11 protein-coding genes and 1 tRNA gene are annotated in these 15,392 nt (G+C 67.6%); 11 read left to right on the top strand and 1 reads right to left on the bottom strand.

Going from position 1 to position 15,392, the window contains the following annotated elements:
• Positions 1 to 18 precede the first annotated feature (18 nt).
• From rpoC to GXN78_RS09085, 7 genes are all read left to right on the top strand, one after another.
• Positions 19 to 4,257 (top strand): DNA-directed RNA polymerase subunit beta', encoded by a 4,239-nt coding sequence (gene rpoC, locus GXN78_RS09115; RefSeq protein ID WP_106559735.1) that lies wholly within the window; start codon positions 19 to 21, stop codon positions 4,255 to 4,257.
• An 83-nt stretch (positions 4,258 to 4,340) separates the two neighbouring features.
• A complete protein-coding gene (locus tag GXN78_RS09110; protein WP_106559736.1) occupies positions 4,341 to 4,934 on the top strand; it encodes a lema family protein in 594 nt (197 codons plus the stop codon).
• 29 nt (positions 4,935 to 4,963) lie between these two features.
• On the top strand, positions 4,964 to 6,337 hold the full coding sequence (gene rsmB / locus GXN78_RS09105; protein ID WP_106559767.1) for a 16S rRNA (cytosine(967)-C(5))-methyltransferase RsmB: 1,374 nt from the start codon (positions 4,964 to 4,966) through the stop codon (positions 6,335 to 6,337).
• Between the two features lie 10 nt (positions 6,338 to 6,347).
• Positions 6,348 to 6,950, top strand: a complete 603-nt coding sequence (locus tag GXN78_RS09100) for a DUF4390 domain-containing protein (RefSeq protein ID WP_106559737.1) — start codon at positions 6,348 to 6,350, stop codon at positions 6,948 to 6,950.
• Positions 6,947 to 9,274: an ATP-binding protein gene (locus GXN78_RS09095; protein ID WP_106559738.1), complete on the top strand. Its 2,328-nt coding sequence runs from the start codon at positions 6,947 to 6,949 to the stop codon at positions 9,272 to 9,274. The genes GXN78_RS09100 and GXN78_RS09095 overlap by 4 nt, the downstream gene beginning before the upstream one ends.
• Positions 9,275 to 9,339: 65 nt before the next feature.
• Positions 9,340 to 10,038, top strand: coding sequence for a response regulator (locus GXN78_RS09090; RefSeq protein ID WP_106559739.1), 699 nt, complete (start codon positions 9,340 to 9,342; stop codon positions 10,036 to 10,038).
• A 78-nt stretch (positions 10,039 to 10,116) separates the two neighbouring features.
• A tRNA-Phe gene (locus GXN78_RS09085) sits at positions 10,117 to 10,192 on the top strand.
• Between the two features lie 74 nt (positions 10,193 to 10,266).
• On the opposite strand, the gene GXN78_RS09080 is transcribed toward GXN78_RS09085, so the two are convergent.
• Entirely contained in the window at positions 10,267 to 10,950 is a 684-nt protein-coding gene (locus tag GXN78_RS09080; RefSeq protein WP_204162210.1) for a GntR family transcriptional regulator, read from the bottom strand.
• A gap of 146 nt (positions 10,951 to 11,096) precedes the next feature.
• Between GXN78_RS09080 and GXN78_RS09075 the strand changes: the two genes are divergently transcribed.
• From GXN78_RS09075 to GXN78_RS09060, 4 genes are read left to right on the top strand one after another with little or no spacing between them, the layout of a single operon-like run.
• Complete coding sequence (locus GXN78_RS09075) at positions 11,097 to 12,512, top strand: FAD-binding oxidoreductase (RefSeq protein ID WP_106559740.1); 1,416 nt, start codon at positions 11,097 to 11,099, stop codon at positions 12,510 to 12,512.
• A 2-nt stretch (positions 12,513 to 12,514) separates the two neighbouring features.
• A complete protein-coding gene (locus GXN78_RS09070; protein ID WP_106559741.1) occupies positions 12,515 to 13,060 on the top strand; it encodes a TRAP transporter small permease in 546 nt (181 codons plus the stop codon).
• On the top strand, positions 13,057 to 14,334 hold the full coding sequence (locus GXN78_RS09065) for a TRAP transporter large permease subunit (protein WP_106559742.1): 1,278 nt from the start codon (positions 13,057 to 13,059) through the stop codon (positions 14,332 to 14,334). The genes GXN78_RS09070 and GXN78_RS09065 overlap by 4 nt, the downstream gene beginning before the upstream one ends.
• Positions 14,335 to 14,358: 24 nt before the next feature.
• Positions 14,359 to 15,384, top strand: coding sequence for a TRAP transporter substrate-binding protein (locus GXN78_RS09060; protein WP_106559743.1), 1,026 nt, complete (start codon positions 14,359 to 14,361; stop codon positions 15,382 to 15,384).
• The last annotated feature ends 8 nt before the right edge of the window (positions 15,385 to 15,392 follow it).

Below are 15,392 nucleotides of genomic sequence, written 5' to 3'. Positions count from 1 at the left end.
TAGAAGGGGAAAGAGTCAATGAAATCGCTACTCGACCTGTTCAAGCAATTCACGCCGGATGAGCATTTCGATGCCATTCGCATCGGCATGGCCTCGCCCGAGAAGATCCGTTCGTGGTCTTTCGGCGAGGTGAAGAAGCCCGAGACCATCAACTACCGGACCTTCAAGCCCGAGCGCGACGGTCTCTTCTGCGCCAAGATCTTCGGCCCGATCAAGGACTACGAGTGCCTGTGCGGCAAGTACAAGCGCCTCAAGCACCGCGGCGTGATCTGCGAGAAGTGCGGCGTCGAAGTCACGCAGACCAAGGTGCGCCGCGAGCGCATGGGCCACATCGACCTGGCCGCGCCTTGCGCGCACATCTGGTTCCTGAAATCGCTGCCGTCGCGCCTGGGCCTCGTGCTCGACATGACGCTGCGCGACATCGAACGCGTGCTGTACTTCGAAGCCTACGTGATCACCGACCCCGGCATGACCCCGCTGAAGAAGTTCGGCATCATGTCCGAGGACGACTACGACGCGAAGCGCAAGGAATACGGCGACGAGTTCATCGCCAAGATGGGCGCCGAAGGCATCAAGGACCTGCTGATGGGCATCGAGCTCGACAGCGAGATCGAAAGGCTGCGCGGCGACCTGACCGGCTCCGAAGTCAAGGTCAAGAAGAATTCCAAGCGCCTCAAGGTGCTGGAAGCCTTCCGCAAGTCGGGCATCAAGCCCGAGTGGATGGTGCTGGACGTGCTGCCCGTGCTGCCGCCGGACCTGCGTCCGCTGGTGCCGCTGGACGGCGGCCGCTTCGCGACCTCCGACCTGAACGACCTCTACCGTCGCGTCATCAACCGCAATTCGCGTCTGCGCCGCCTGCTCGAGCTGAAGGCGCCGGAGATCATTGCGCGCAACGAGAAGCGGATGCTGCAGGAGGCTGTCGACAGCCTGCTGGACAACGGCCGCCGCGGCAAGGCCATGACCGGCGCGAACAAGCGTGCGCTCAAGTCGCTGGCCGACATGATCAAGGGCAAGAGCGGCCGCTTCCGCCAGAACCTGCTGGGCAAGCGCGTCGACTACTCGGGCCGTTCGGTCATCGTGGTGGGCCCGACGCTCAAGCTGCACCAGTGCGGCCTGCCGAAGCTGATGGCGCTCGAGCTGTTCAAGCCCTTCATCTTCTCGCGCCTGGAAGCCATGGGCATCGCGACCACCATCAAGGCCGCGAAGAAGGAAGTTGAATCCGGCACGCCGGTGGTGTGGGACATCCTGGAAGAGGTGATCAAGGAGCACCCGGTGATGCTGAACCGCGCACCGACGCTGCACCGCCTCGGCATCCAGGCCTTCGAGCCGATCCTGATCGAAGGCAAGGCGATCCAGCTGCACCCGCTGGTTTGCGCGGCCTTCAACGCCGACTTCGACGGCGACCAGATGGCCGTACACGTGCCGCTGTCGGTGGAAGCGCAGATGGAAGCCCGCACGCTGATGCTGGCCTCCAACAACGTGCTGTTCCCGGCGAGCGGCGAGCCCTCCATCGTGCCCTCGCAGGACGTGGTGCTGGGTCTTTACTACACGACGCGCGAGCGCATCAACGGCAAGGGCGAAGGCCTGGTCTTCTCCGACATCGGTGAGGTCCAGCGCGCGCTCGACGCCGACGTGGTGGAGCTGACCGCCAAGGTCAGCGTGCGCATCAAGGAGTACACGAAGGACAAGGACTCGGGCGAGTTCACGTCCAGGATCGAGCTGGTCGACACCACCGTCGGCCGTGCGCTGCTGTCCGAGATCCTGCCGAAGGGCCTGCCGTTCTCGAACATCAACAAGGCGCTGAAGAAGAAGGAAATCTCCAAGCTCATCAACGCCTCCTTCCGCAAGTGCGGCCTGAAGGAGACCGTGGTCTTCGCCGACAAGCTGCTGCAGAACGGCTTCCGCCTGGCGACCAAGGCCGGTATCTCGATCGCCATCGACGACATGCTGGTGCCTTCCGAGAAGCACGGCATCATCGACCGCTCCGCCAAGGAAGTGAAGGAGATCGAGCAGCAGTACGTCTCGGGCCTGGTCACCGCCGGCGAGCGCTACAACAAGGTGGTGGACATCTGGGGCAAGGCCGGCGACGAGGTGTCGAAGGTCATGATGTCCAAGCTCTCGAAGGAGAAGGTCATCGACCGCCACGGCAAGGAAGTGGAGCAGGAGTCCTTCAACTCCATCTACATGATGGCCGACTCGGGCGCCCGCGGTTCCGCCGCGCAGATCCGCCAGGTGGCCGGCATGCGGGGCCTGATGGCCAAGCCGGACGGCTCGATCATCGAGACGCCGATCACCGCGAACTTCCGCGAAGGCCTGAACGTGCTGGAGTACTTCATCTCCACCCACGGCGCCCGGAAGGGCCTGGCCGACACGGCGCTGAAGACTGCGAACTCCGGCTACCTGACGCGTCGCCTGGTCGACGTGACGCAGGACTTGGTCGTGATCGAGCAGGACTGCGGCACGATGGACGGCACCGTGATGCGCGCCATCGTCGAAGGCGGTGAAGTGATCGAATCGCTGCGCGAGCGAATCCTCGGCCGAACCGCCGCCGAAGACGTGCTGCACCCCGAGACGCGTGCCGTGCTGGCCAAGGCCGGCGACATGCTGGACGAAGACGTGATCGAAGCGCTGGAAAACGAGGGCGTCGACGAGGTCAAGGTGCGCACTGCGCTCACCTGCTCGACCCGCTTCGGCCTGTGCGCAAAGTGCTACGGCCGCGACCTCGGCCGCGGCGGCCTGGTCAATAACGGCGAGGCGGTCGGCGTGATCGCGGCGCAGTCGATCGGCGAGCCCGGCACGCAGCTGACGATGCGGACCTTCCACATCGGCGGCGCAGCCTCGCGTGCGGCGGTGGCGTCGAGCGTCGAGGCCAAGTCCAACGGCGTGATCGGCTTCAACGCCACGATGCGCTACGTGACCAACAGCAAGAACGAGCTGGTGGTGATTGCACGTTCGGGCGAGATCGTCATCCATGACGAGCACGGTCGCGAGCGCGAGCGCCACAAGGTGCCCTACGGCGCCACCCTGGCGGTCAAGGCCGACCAGCAGGTCAAGGCTGGCCACGTGCTGGCCAACTGGGACCCGCTGACGCGCCCGATCATCACGGAGTTCGCCGGCAAGACCAAGTTCGAGAATGTCGAGGAAGGCCTCACGGTCGCGAAGCAGGTCGACGAGGTCACGGGCCTGTCCACCCTGGTGGTCATCGATCCGAAGCGCCGCGGCGCGGCCAAGGTCGTGCGCCCGCAGGTGAAGCTGATCGACGTCGCCGGCAACGAGGTGAAGATCCCGGGCACCGACCACTCGGTGACCATCGGCTTCCCCGTCGGTGCGCTGGTGCAGGTGCGAGACGGCCAGGACGTGGGCCCCGGCGAAGTGCTGGCGCGCATTCCGGTCGAAGGCCAGAAGACCCGCGACATCACCGGCGGTCTGCCGCGCGTGGCCGAGCTCTTCGAAGCCCGTTCGCCCAAGGACAAGGGCATGCTGGCCGAGATGACCGGCACCGTGTCCTTCGGCAAGGAAACCAAGGGCAAGGTGCGGCTGCAGATTACCGACCCGGACGGCAAGGTCTGGGAAGAGCTGGTGCCCAAGGAGAAGAACATCCTGGTGCACGAAGGCCAGGTGGTGAACAAGGGCGAGTCGATCGTCGACGGCCCGGCCGATCCGCAGGACATCCTGCGCCTGCTGGGCTCCGAGGAACTGGCGCGCTACATCGTGGACGAGGTGCAGGACGTGTACCGCCTGCAGGGTGTGAAGATCAACGACAAGCACATCGAGGTGATCGTTCGCCAGATGCTGCGCCGCGTCGTGGTCGAGAACCCGGGCGACGCCAACTACATCGCCGGCGAGCAGGTCGAGCGCAGCGAGATCCTCAACACCAACGACGCCCTGCGCGCCCAGGACAAGCTGCCCGCGACCTACACCAACCTGCTGCTGGGTATCACGAAGGCATCGCTCTCGACCGACAGCTTCATCAGCGCCGCTTCGTTCCAGGAAACGACGCGCGTGCTGACCGAAGCCGCGATCATGGGCAAGCGTGACGAGCTGCGCGGCCTGAAGGAGAACGTCATCGTCGGCCGCCTGATCCCCGCGGGCACCGGCATGGCCTACCACCAGGCACGCAAGGTCAAGGACGCGATGGACGAGGCCGAGCGCCGAGCGATCGCCGAAGCGGAAGCCGCCGAACTCTCCGGCAGCGCCTCCGCCTCGGTCGAGGACGCGAGCACGGTCGATGCCAGCGAGGGCGCTGCGACCGAATAACTGGTCAGCATCGACTGCATGACCGGTCTCGAACGCCCCCCTTCCGCCCGCGGATCGGGGGCTTTTTTCTTGGGGCGAAACCCATGAGCGGCGTGCCGGAGTCGCTTCCGTGGTGGATCCTCGGCGCGGTGGCGCTCTTCTGGTTCGTCGGCGCCTACAACCGCATCGTGCGACTGCGCTCGGGGGCCCTGCAGGCCTATGCGGCGCTCGATGCGGCGCTGGTGCGGCAGCTCGATTTCGTGCAGGCGCGCCTGGCCGAGGGGGGCGCGACGGCGCAGGTTCCGCACGGCCCCGGCCGTGAGGATGCCGCGCTGCAGGCGTCTGCCGCCCAGTTGGTCACGCTGCTGGCGGCCACGCGCCTGAAGCCGCTCGACCCTGCCGGCATCGCGGCGCTGGCGACGGCGTTGCACGTGATGCTCGGTGCCTGGCAGCGGCTGCATCCCGATGCGGTGGTCAGCTTCGAGGCCGACGGTACCCTGTCTCGGCCCGCCCCCCTCAACGGCCGGGACGACAGCCCCGCGGCGCCGATCGCCTGGCCCGAGCCCTCGGCCGCCGCCGAGATCGCGCGCAACCAGTTCAACCAGGCGGTGGCGCACTACAACGCGGCCATTGCCCAGTTTCCTGCGGTGCTGGTGGCGTGGATCATGCAATTGAGACCGGCGGCGCCTTTGCGCTGACATCGCTTTTGCTCATCATCGATTCCAAGTTGACAGACTCTTCAGACTCTCTTCACGCCTCGGAGGCCCTCGGGCCGCCGCTCTGGCGCCAGTTGCAGCTCACTGCCGTCGCGCTGGCCGCGATCCGCGGCGGCGTCTCCGGCACCGTGGCCTTCGACGCCGTGCCGCCGGCCCTGAGGCCGGGGGTGCAGGCGCTGGGCTTCCAGGTGCTGCGCTGGCTCGGGCGGGCCGAGGCCCTGCGCCGGCAACTGGCCAAGCGCACGCCGCCCCCGGCGGCCGATGCCTTGCTCTGCACCGCCCTGGCGCTGGCCTGGGATGCCACGCAGGCCCCCTACGAGCCCTTCACGCTGGTCGACCAGACGGTCGAGGCCGCCAAGCGCAATCCCGGCACGCGCGCGCAGGCCAGCTTCGTCAACGCCTGTCTGCGCCGCTTCCTGCGGGAGCGCGAGGAACTGGTGGCCGCCACGGACCGCGAGCCGGTCGCGCAATGGAACCACCCGCGCTGGTGGATCGAGCGCCTCCGCCGCGACCATCCGCGCGACTGGCAGCGCGTGCTGGCGGCGGACAACACGCAGGCGCCGATGACGCTGCGGGTCAACACCCGCCAAGGCGACCGGCCTTCCTACCAGGCGGCGCTGGTGACCGCGGGCCTGCAGGCGGTCCCGGTGGCCGCGGCCGGATTGCAGCTGCTGCGCGCCCGGCCGGTGCAGGAGCTGCCGGGCTTCGCCGAGGGGCATTGCTCGGTGCAGGACGCCGCCGCCCAGCTCGCTGCGCCGCTGCTGCTTGACGGCCTGCTCGGCGCCGCGCCGGATGCCGGGCCCGTGCGGGTGCTCGACGCCTGTGCGGCGCCCGGCGGCAAGACGGCCCACCTGCTCGAACTGGCCGGGCCCGACGCCATCGAGCTCACCGCGCTCGAGGTCGATGCTGCGCGCAGCCGCCGCATTGACGACACCCTCGCGCGGCTCGGCCTGCGTGCCAAGGTCGTGGTGGCTGATGCCGGCCGGCCGAAGGACTGGTGGGACGGCCACGCCTTCGACGCCGTCCTGCTCGACGCACCCTGCACCGCCTCGGGGATCGTGCGCCGGCATCCCGACGTGCGCTGGCTGCGGCGCGAGAGCGACACCGAACAACTGGCGTTGCTGCAGGCCATGCTGCTGGCAGCGCTCTGGCCCCTGGTGCGGGAGGGCGGGCGCCTGCTCTATTGCACCTGTTCGGTTTTTAGAGAGGAGGGTGCGCACCAGATCGATGCGTTCCTTGCGCACAACACCGACGCCCGTTTGCTGCCCTCGCCGGGGCATTTGCTGCCGCAAAGCGGGGGGATTGCCCGTGGCGTCCCGGACAATGCCTTGGGTGACCACGACGGCTTTTTCTACGCCTTGCTCGAAAAGCAACCTCTCCGCTGAAGGCCGCGGAATGGGATGGCTGGCCGCCCTGCTGGTGCTGGCCTGCCTCCTGGCCTGCTGGCCCGCAACGGCGCCGGCGCAGTCCGGCAAGAGCGCGTCGGTCAGCCAATTGAAGCTCGAACAGGCGGACGATGGCATCTATCTCAACGCCCAGGTGCAGTTCGAACTGCCGAACCTGGTCGAGGAGGTGCTCGACAAGGGCATCGCGATCTATTTCGTCGCCGAGGCCGAGCTCTACCGCGAGCGCTGGTACTGGACCGACCAGAAAGTCGCCCAGGCCACGCGCCACATGCGGCTCGCCTACCAGCCGCTCACGCGGCGCTGGCGGCTCAATGTCTCGCCGGTGCCGATCACCAATTCGGGTTTCGGCGTGTCGCTGAACCAGAATTTCGATACCCTCTCGGAAGCGCTCGACGGCGTGCGGCGCGTGGCCCGGCTGCGGCTCGGCGACATCTCCGAGATCGGCGAGGAGGGCCCCCACCCGGTGAGCTTCCGCTTCCGCCTCGACACCTCGCAACTGCCGCGGCCCTTCCAGATCGGCGTGGTCGGCCAGGCCGACTGGAACATCTCCGTCGAGCGCAGCGCGCGCTTGTCGCTGGAGAAGATGAAGTGAGCAAGGACTCTCGCGCTGGCGCCGGCAGGTCGTCGGCAGCCAGTCGCGCCCGCGCAACCCGCTGGGCCATCGGTGTCAGTGCCTTCCTGGTCACGGCGGTCGGCCTGGTGCTGATGTTCCTGCTCGCCCAGTCCACCAACAACCGCGAGCTCTACGAACGCAATTACGCGCGCCTGTTCGGCATCAACGTGGTGGTGGCGGTGGTGCTTTCGCTGGTGCTCGGCTGGGTCGCCTTTCGCCTGCTGCGGCGGCTGCGCCAGGGCAAGTTCGGCAGCCGCCTGCTGATCAAGCTGGCCGCCATCTTCGCCCTCGTGGGCGTTGTTCCCGGCGCGCTGGTGTACGTGGTCTCCTATCAGTTCGTGGCGCGCTCGATCGAGAGCTGGTTCGACGTCAAGGTCGAAGGCGCGCTGGACGCCGGCCTGAACCTGGGACGCGCCACCCTCGACTCGCTGTCCGACGATCTGGTGAGCAAGGTGCGAAGCGCCAGCACCCAGCTCGCCGACGTGCCCGACGCCAGTGCCGGGCTGATGCTCGAGCGCATCCGCGACCAGTTGGGTGCCACCGACGTGGTGCTCTGGACCGGCAACGGGCAGCTGATCGCCGGTGCGGGCGCCTCGCGCTTCCAGCTCAATCCCGAGCGGCCCTCGCCGCAGCAGCTGCGCCAGGTGCGGGCAGACCGCGCCATCGCCCACATCGAGGGACTGGACGAGAGCCCCGCGCCCGGCAGCACGGTGCCGCCGCCGGCCAGCGTGCGCGCCCTCGCGCTGGTGCAGCGGCCGGGCTTCGACTTCGGCACCGAGCCGCGCTTCCTGCAGGTCACGCAGCCGCTGCCGCCGGCAGTGGTGGCCAACGCGCTGGCGGTGCAGGAGGCCAATCGCGAGTACCAGGAGCGGGCGCTGGCGCGCGAGGGCCTGCGCCGCATGTACATCGGCACCCTCACGCTGTCGCTCTTCCTCGCCGTGTTCGGCGCGGTGCTCCTCGCGGTGCTGTTCGGCACCCAGCTCGCGCGGCCGCTGCTCGTGCTGGCCGACGGGGTGCGGCAGGTCGCAGGCGGCGATCTGCGGCCCACCGCGGTGGTGCAGGGCAGGGACGAGCTCGGCGGCCTCACGCGCTCCTTCGCCGTCATGACCCAGCAGCTGGCCGAGGCGCGTGCCGCGGTCGAGAAGACGCTGGGCGAGCTCGATGCGGCGCGCGCCAACCTGCAGACCATCCTCGACAACCTGACCTCGGGCGTGATGGTGCTGGACCCGCGTGGTGTCGTGCTGTCCACCAACCCTGGCGCCACGCGCGTGCTGCGCGCGCCGCTTGCGGCCTATGAGGGCCAGCCGCTGGTCGATGTGCCCGGGCTGGCCGAGTTCGGGCAGGCCGTGCAGCAGCAGTTCGACGACTTCGAGGTCGAGCACCTGCAGCATGGCCTCGACCATTGGCAGCATGCCTTCGAGTTGCGTACCAGCGGCGAGGGCCTGTCGCAGGACGCGGTCAACATCGTCGCGCGAGGTGCGCAGCTGCCGGGCGAGGCTCGCTTGCTGGTGTTCGACGACATCTCCGAGATCGTGTCGGCCCAGCGCGCCCAGGCCTGGGGCGAAGTGGCCCGGCGCCTGGCGCACGAGATCAAGAACCCGCTCACGCCCATCCAGCTCTCGGCCGAGCGCCTCGAGATGAAGCTCAGCGGCAAGGTCGCGCCCGCCGAAGAGGCAATACTGGCCAAGTCGGTCCGGACCATCGTCGACCAGGTCGACGCGATGAAGCGCCTGGTCAACGAGTTTCGCGACTATGCGCGGCTGCCGGCGGCGGACCTGAAGGCGGTCGACCTCAATGCGCTGGTCGCCGACGTGCTTCAGCTTTACGCCGCGGAGAGCGCGCCCATCACGCTGCTCTGCGAGCTCGACGAGCGCTGCCCGCCGATCCGCGCCGACGCGCAGCAGATCCGCCAAGTGATTCACAACCTGTTGCAAAACGCGCAGGACGCCGCCGAAGTCGCAGCCCACGGCAGCGGGCGCCCAGGCGAAGTTGTCATCCGCACGCGGCTGGCCGACTCGGGCCAGCGCGTGCGGCTCACGGTGCAGGACAGCGGGCCCGGCTTTGCCGAGAACATCCTCAAGCGCGCCTTCGAGCCCTACGTCACGACCAAGACCAAGGGCACCGGACTCGGGCTCGCGGTAGTGAAGAAGATCGCCGACGAGCATGGCGCGCGGATCGAACTTTCCAATCGCGTCGTCGATGGGGCTGTGGCGGGGGCACAAGTCTCGCTATCATTCGCGTTGGCCGGCGAGGCGCAGGGAGCGCTCGCTCACGCCAAAGACTCGACATCGTCCGTCGCCTGAGCGTTTGCACGTGCAGCGGCGGGTCGGCAAGCGAACCCCATACCGGCGCATAAACACAAGCATTCATGGCAAACATCCTCGTGGTCGACGACGAGCTGGGCATTCGGGACCTGCTCTTCGAAATTCTGAACGACGAAGGCCACAACGTGGAGCTCGCGGAAAACGCGGCCGAGGCCCGTGCCGCCCGGCAGCGCGCGCGCCCCGACCTCGTTCTGCTCGACATCTGGATGCCTGACACCGACGGCGTCACGCTGCTCAAGGAATGGTCCACCGCCGGTCTGCTGAGCATGCCGGTGATCATGATGAGCGGCCACGCCACCATCGACACCGCGGTCGACGCCACGCGCATCGGCGCCTTTGCCTTCCTCGAGAAGCCCATCACGCTGCAGAAACTGCTGAAGGCGGTCGAGCAGGGATTGGCGCGCGAGAGCGCACGCCGTGCTGCCGCCAGCGTTGTGCCGACGACCGCGAACAACCTTGCTACCGTGGTCACCACGATGGGCGAGAACGCGCTGGTGCCTGCGGCGCCGCAGGGCCCGGCGATCGACACGGGCCCGCAGGCCATGCAGAGCTTCGATCTCGACCGGCCGCTGCGCGATGCGCGCGACGGCTTCGAGAAGGCGTACTTCGAATTCCATCTCGCGATGGAGAACGGATCGATGACCCGCGTGGCCGAGAAAACAGGCCTCGAGCGCACGCATCTCTATCGCAAGTTGAAGCAACTCGGCGTCGATCTGTCGAGGGGCCGTCGCGGCACTGTATAATCGCGGGCTGCACACAAGGCGCGCTAGCTCGGTTGAGTCTCACGACACCAACTGATTCGTCAGCAGTCTTGGGTACATGGCCCGGTAGCTCAGTTGGTAGAGCAGCGGATTGAAAATCCGCGTGTCGGTGGTTCGATTCCGCCCCAGGCCACCAGTCTTCATGCGCCCCAGCGCCCGATAGGGTTCTGGGGCGTTTCTACATCCGCCGTCGATCGCCCTCTGGACGCCTCATGCAGCAGCACGCGACTTGAGGCTGGCGACGTAGCTGTTTCGCGTGCCTGTAACGTGCGTGCGCATCAGCGCCTCGAACTCCGCAAATTCACCCGCGCGGAACAGCGCCAGCAACTTCGAGTGCTGCTCGAAGCCGGCAGCGCGCAGCACGTCCGCCGGCGCGGACAGGTGCGTGCGCAGCGTCGCGATCTTGGTTGCGGCGGTGGCGTAGGCGGCCTGCATGTACGGATTGCCGCAATGCTCGAAGAAGGCTTCGTGCAGGCGCGTGTCCGCGCGGCCGTAGCGCACCGCGTCGCGTGCGGCGCGCGCCTCCTCCATCTCGCTGATCGCGGCCTGCAGCGACGCGGCGGTGGCTTCGCGCGCGTTCCGGTACGCAAGTTCGGCCGCGCGCGGCTCGAGCAGACAGCGGAATTCGCAGATGGCGGCAATGTCGGCTTCGGTGGGTTCGAACACATAGCTGCCGCGTTGGGGCCGGATCACGACCAATCCCGCCAGTTGCAGCTGATTCAGCGCCTCGCGCACCGGCGTACGGCTCACGCCGAAGGAACTGGCCAGCGTCTCCTCCGGAATCATCTCCCCCAGCGCGAACTCGCCGTCGATGATGGCCTCGCGCAGGCGCTGCGCCACCAGCGTCGCGAGGGACTTCGGGGCTTCGATCTTGAGTCGGTTGGATGGGGGCACGGTGCTGTAGAGCTGAAAAAGAGTCGGTTCGGGCAGTCAGGGGCTTATAGCCGACCTCCGAAGGCAGCAACAGTTCGTATAAATACTAGTGCCTTAGTGCCTTACATACAAGATGATTCGCCGGTCGCTCCCAGTCCCGAAGAATCATGACGCCCCTCTCTTCCGCTGCCGTCCCGCCAAGCCTTCTGGCATTGCGCGAGCAACTCGGCGCTTCCGCAGTGCTCTTCGGCGACGAGGTGCCGCAGCGCAACCGGAACGACTGGAGCACTCAGCCGCCCACGCTTCCGCTGGCCGTCGTGCGGCCCGTCGATGCGGCGGGCGTCTCCGCTGCACTGGTGGCCTGCCGCGAGGCCGGCCTGCCGGTAGTGCCGCAGGGCGGGCTCACCGGCCTGTGCGGCGGCGCCCGGCCCGAAGACGGCTGGGTGGCGCTGTCGCTGGAGCGCATGGTCGGTATCGAGGAGATCGACCCGGCAAGCGCCACGATGACGGTGCGCGCCGGCACGCCGCTCGAGCTGGTGCAGCGCGCCGCGGCCGAAGCCGGCTTCTACTTCGCGCTGGATCTCGGCGCGCGCGGCTCCTGCGCGATCGGCGGCAACCTGTCGACCAATGCGGGTGGCAACCGCGTGATCCGCTACGGCATGGCGCGCGAGCTGGTGCTCGGCCTCGAGGTCGTGCTGCCCGACGGCACGGTGATGACCAGCCTCAACAAGATGCTGAAGAACAACGCCGGCTACGACCTCAAGCACCTGTTCATCGGCAGCGAGGGCACGCTGGGCATCATCACCCGCATCGTGCTGCGCCTGCATCCGCAGCCGGGTTGCACGCTGTCGGCGCTGTGCGCCTTGCCCGACTACGACGGCGTGGTGCGCCTCCTGGGCGCCGCGCGCGCCGGACTGGGGCCACTGCTCTCGGCCTTCGAGGTGATGTGGCCCGACTACTGGCAGGTGGTGACCGAGCGGGTGGGCGTGCGCGACCCGCTCGCCGCTGGCACCAGGCACAGCCACTACGTGCTGGTCGAGGTCCAGGGAACCGACGAGGCCATCGACGGCCCGCGCTTCCAGCGCTGGCTCGAGCGCTTGATGGAGGAGGGCGCGCTGGCCGACGCGGCAGTCGCCCAGTCGGTGGCCGACACGCAGTCCTTCTGGGCGCTGCGCGATGCCTGCGCGGAGTTCTTCCCCACGCTCGGGCCTCATGTCTCCTATGACGTCGGCATGGCGGTGAAATCGATGGACGTCTACGTGCGTGCCTGCAAGGCCGCACTGGCCGCACGCATCCCCGGCTGCGAGGCTGTCTATTACGGCCACATCGGCGACGGCAACCTGCACCTGGTGGCCTGGGTCCCGGGCCTGTCGATCGAGCATCAGCCCAAGGAGGCGATGGACGAAGTGATCTATGGCCTGGTGCGCGAGTTCGGCGGCACGGTGTCGGCCGAGCACGGCATCGGCACGGTCAAGAAGCGCTGGCTCGGCCATGCGCGCAGTCCCGAGGAGATCGCGCTGATGAAGACGCTCAAGGCCGCCCTCGATCCCGCGGGCCTGCTCAACCCGGGCAAGGTGGTGTGAGCATGGCCGCCGTCTTCGTCGACCGCGTGTTCAAGGGCATCGAGGCGGTGCTCGCGGCCTTGCTGCTGGGCATGGTGCTGATGGTGTTCGGCAACGTGGTGCTGCGCTACGCCTTCAACTCGGGCATCCAGGTGTCGGAGGAGCTGTCGCGCTTCTTCTTTGTGTGGCTCACCTTCATCGGCGCCATCGTCGCGATGCGCGACGGCACCCATCTGGGCATGGACGGCTTCGTCACCCGCCTGTCGCGGCGTGGCAAGCTTGCCTGCCTGGCGGCCAGCCAGACCATCGTGCTGGTCTGCTGTGTCATGCTGTTCTGGGGCACCTGGCAGCAGCACGAGGTCAACGCCACCACCAAGGCGCCGGTCACCGAGATCTCCATGATCTGGGTCTTCGGCATCGGCTACTTGACCAGCGTGGCCATCGGCGCTCACGCCTTGCATGCGCTGTGGCGCATCGCCACCGGCCGCTTGCGCGACGACGAACTGGTGCAGGTCACGGAGAGCGAGGAGATCCCGCACGACGCCGCCCACACGGGAGCACGGCCGTGACGATCGCCGTTTTCACGCTGTCGCTGCTCGGCGCCATGATGTTGGGCGCGCCGATCGCCTTCGCCCTGCTGATCTGCGCCGGCGCATTGATGGTCGCCCAGGGCCAGATCGACACGACCATCCTGTCACAGAAGCTGGTGGAGGGCGCGGACAGCTTCCCGTTGCTGGCCATTCCCTTCTTCATCCTGGCCGGCGAGCTGATGAACGCCGGCGGCATCTCGCGGCGCATCGTCAACTTCGCGCTGGCCTGGGTCGGCCATTTGCGCGGCGGCCTCGGGCTGGTGGCGATCTTCGCCTCGGTGGTGATGGCGGCGATCTCCGGCAGCGCGGCCGCCGATGCCGCGGCCATCGGCGCGATGCTGATCCCGATGATGCGCCAGGCCGGCTACGACGTGCCGCGCTCGGCCGGCCTCATCGCGGCCGGCGGCGTGATCGCGCCGGTGATCCCGCCCTCGATCGGGCTGATCGTGTTCGGCGTCATCGCCAACGTGTCGATCGGCAAGCTGTTCCTGGCCGGCATCGTGCCGGGGCTGATGATGGGCGCGTCGCTGGTCATCGCCTGGATGTGGGTGGCGCGGCGCGACAAGGTGAGCGTGCAGCCGCGCCAGCCGATGGCCGCGCGCGGCCGCGCCGCGGTCGACGGCTTCTGGGCGCTCCTGATGCCGCTGGGGATCATCGGCGGGCTGAAGTTCGGCGTGTTCACGCCCACCGAAGCCGGCGTCGCCGCCTGCGTCTACGCCTTCGTGCTCGGCGCCCTCGTCTACCGCGAACTGAACCTGCGCCAGTGCTACGGCCTGCTGGTGGCGGCCGCGAAGAGCACGGCCGTGGTCGTGTTCCTCATTGCCGCCGCGCTGGTGTCGGCCTGGCTGATCACCACCTCCGAGGTGCCGGCGCAGGTGGCCGCCATGCTCGAGCCCCTCATGGGCAACAAGATCCTGCTGATGCTCGTGATCATGGTCATCGTGGTGATCGTCGGCACCGCGCTCGACTTCGCTCCCACGCTGATGATCCTCACGCCCGTGCTCATGCCGGTGGTCAGGCAGGCGGGCATCGACCCGGTGTACTTCGGCGTGCTGTTCATCATGAACAACGCCATCGGCCTCATCACGCCGCCGGTGGGCATCGTGCTCAACGTGATGTGCGGCGTGGCCAAGATCTCGATGAAGGAGCTGATGCGCGGCCTGTGGCCCTTCCTCTGGGCCGAGCTCATCGTGCTGTTGCTGCTCGTGCTCTTCCCTTCGCTGGTGCTGGTGCCGCTGAAGTGGCTGAGCTGATTTTTACAAACAAGGAGACCTCCGATGCCGATCCATTCCCGCCTTTCCCGCCTTTCCCGCTTCGCCGCCGTGGCCCTGGCCGCCGGCCTGGCCGCCGGTGCTGCGCAGGCCCAGTTCAAGGAGCGCAACTTCCGCGTCTCCAACGGCGTGAGCAAGGAACACCCGATGGGCAACGGCCTGGCGAAGATGGGTGCCTGCACGCTCGAGAAGAGCGGCGGCAAGATGAAGATCCAGGCCTTCTGGGACGGCGCGCTCGGCAGCGACCTCACCGGCACGCAGAGTGTGCGCACCGGCTCGCTCGACATGGTGATCACGTCGACCGCGCCCGTGGTGTCCATCGTGCCGGCGCTGGGCGTCTTCGATCTGCCCTTCCTCTTCAACAACGCCGGCGAGGCCGACAAGGTGCTCGACGGCAAGGTCGGCGACTGGTTCTCCGCCAAGCTGCCGGCCGTCGGGCTGGTCAACCTCGCCTGGTGGGAGAACGGCTTTCGCCACACGACCAACTCGAAGCGGCCGATCACCAAGGTCGAGGATTTCGACGGCGTGAAGATGCGCGTGATGCAGAACACCATCTTCCTCGACACCTTCAAGACCCTGGGCACCAACGCCGTGCCGATGGCCTTCACCGAGGTCTATTCGGCGCTCGAGACCAAGACGGTGGACGGCCAGGAGAACCCCTTCACCAACATCGAGAACATGAAGTTCTACGAGGTGCAGAAGTACCTCACGTTGACCAAGCACGCCTACAGCCCGACGCTGGTGCTGTTCTCCAAGAAGATCTGGGACACGCTCTCGCCGCAGGAGCAGGACGCGCTGCGTGAATGCGCGGTGCAAGGGCGCGACGAGCAGCGCCGCGCCAACCGCGCGATGGAAGCGCGCAGCGTCGACAACCTCAAGGCCAAGGGCATGGCGGTCAACGAGATCGCGCCGGCCGAGATGCAGCGCATCCGCGAGCGCTCGAGCGTGATCTACGAACGGCACGCCAAGGCCATCGGCGACGAGGCGATCACGATGGTCTCCTCCGAGCTCAAGCGCATCCGCGGCAACTGAGCAAAGGA

This window comes from Variovorax sp. WS11 (assembly GCF_010499245.1).
Classification (GTDB): domain Bacteria; phylum Pseudomonadota; class Gammaproteobacteria; order Burkholderiales; family Burkholderiaceae_C; genus Variovorax.
The sequence above is the reverse complement of the archived record's forward strand: the minus strand, read 5'-3'. Positions and strand labels throughout refer to the sequence as shown.

Bases quoted from the DNA above. Each gene is read 5' to 3' on its own strand.
- GXN78_RS09100 (WP_106559737.1), top strand. From the start codon at position 6,348: ATGGGATGGCTGGCCGCCCTGCTGGTGCTGGCCTGCCTCCTGGCCTGC.
- rpoC (WP_106559735.1), top strand. From the start codon at position 19: ATGAAATCGCTACTCGACCTGTTCAAGCAATTCACGCCGGATGAGCAT.
- GXN78_RS09060 (WP_106559743.1), top strand. From the start codon at position 14,359: ATGCCGATCCATTCCCGCCTTTCCCGCCTTTCCCGCTTCGCCGCCGTG.
- GXN78_RS09110 (WP_106559736.1), top strand. From the start codon at position 4,341: ATGAGCGGCGTGCCGGAGTCGCTTCCGTGGTGGATCCTCGGCGCGGTG.
- GXN78_RS09090 (WP_106559739.1), top strand. From the start codon at position 9,340: ATGGCAAACATCCTCGTGGTCGACGACGAGCTGGGCATTCGGGACCTG.
- GXN78_RS09075 (WP_106559740.1), top strand. From the start codon at position 11,097: ATGACGCCCCTCTCTTCCGCTGCCGTCCCGCCAAGCCTTCTGGCATTG.
- GXN78_RS09070 (WP_106559741.1), top strand. From the start codon at position 12,515: ATGGCCGCCGTCTTCGTCGACCGCGTGTTCAAGGGCATCGAGGCGGTG.